Origin of the sequence: Gilliamella sp. Pas-s27, assembly GCF_009795865.1 — a bacterium.
Classification (GTDB): domain Bacteria; phylum Pseudomonadota; class Gammaproteobacteria; order Enterobacterales; family Orbaceae; genus Gilliamella.
On the sequence record NZ_WTEW01000092.1, the window covers coordinates 1 to 624 of the forward strand.

Sequence of the window (624 nt, forward strand, 5' to 3'; positions counted from 1 at the left end):
AATCAGTACGTTTAGTACTTAAATGACAATAGCGTAAATAAAAATAGTCAGCATTAATATTAAAATCCTTGGCTTGTTCAATTTCACCATTTTTACCAAACTCAAGACTTGTCTCATTTCTTGATTTTCTTAAATCATCACCTTTAACTTTAATAACGAGTACATTACCGTAGTCAATACCTTCACCTTTATTATTTTTAACTTCCGGAATGTAGCACTCTATTTTCCCATCTAAACAGGCATAACACGGCGTATTGATATCCGCAAAGATATCTAAGCCTGCATGTGATTTTGCCCCTCCATTTCTTACAAAACCAAAAGCGCCATTAAATTTCCTTTCATCACCAGACGAATTAAAATGAGTCCGTTGCGGGTTATCTAACGGCTCATGCCAGAGTTTTGTTTTTTCTTGGAAATAATCCACCATCGCCACCGGGTGAATAAACCACGCCTTGCCGTCAGTTGATAGATTGGATAGTTTCGGGGTATTAGCATTCGCATCGCTTTGTTCTGTGCTGGTTGTTTGAGCTTGCGCTTGTGCTTGTGCCACTTGTTGCCACCACAGTGAGGGTTTAATGCGTTGCGCTTTTTCTAGTTGCCAATTTTTTTTGACATGTTCATGCG

At 38.8% G+C, this 624-nt stretch carries 1 pseudogene; it reads right to left on the bottom strand.

The features are described 5' to 3' along the window. Window positions 1–624: pseudogene (locus GQ589_RS11825) on the bottom strand (M23 family metallopeptidase); the annotation flags it as partial.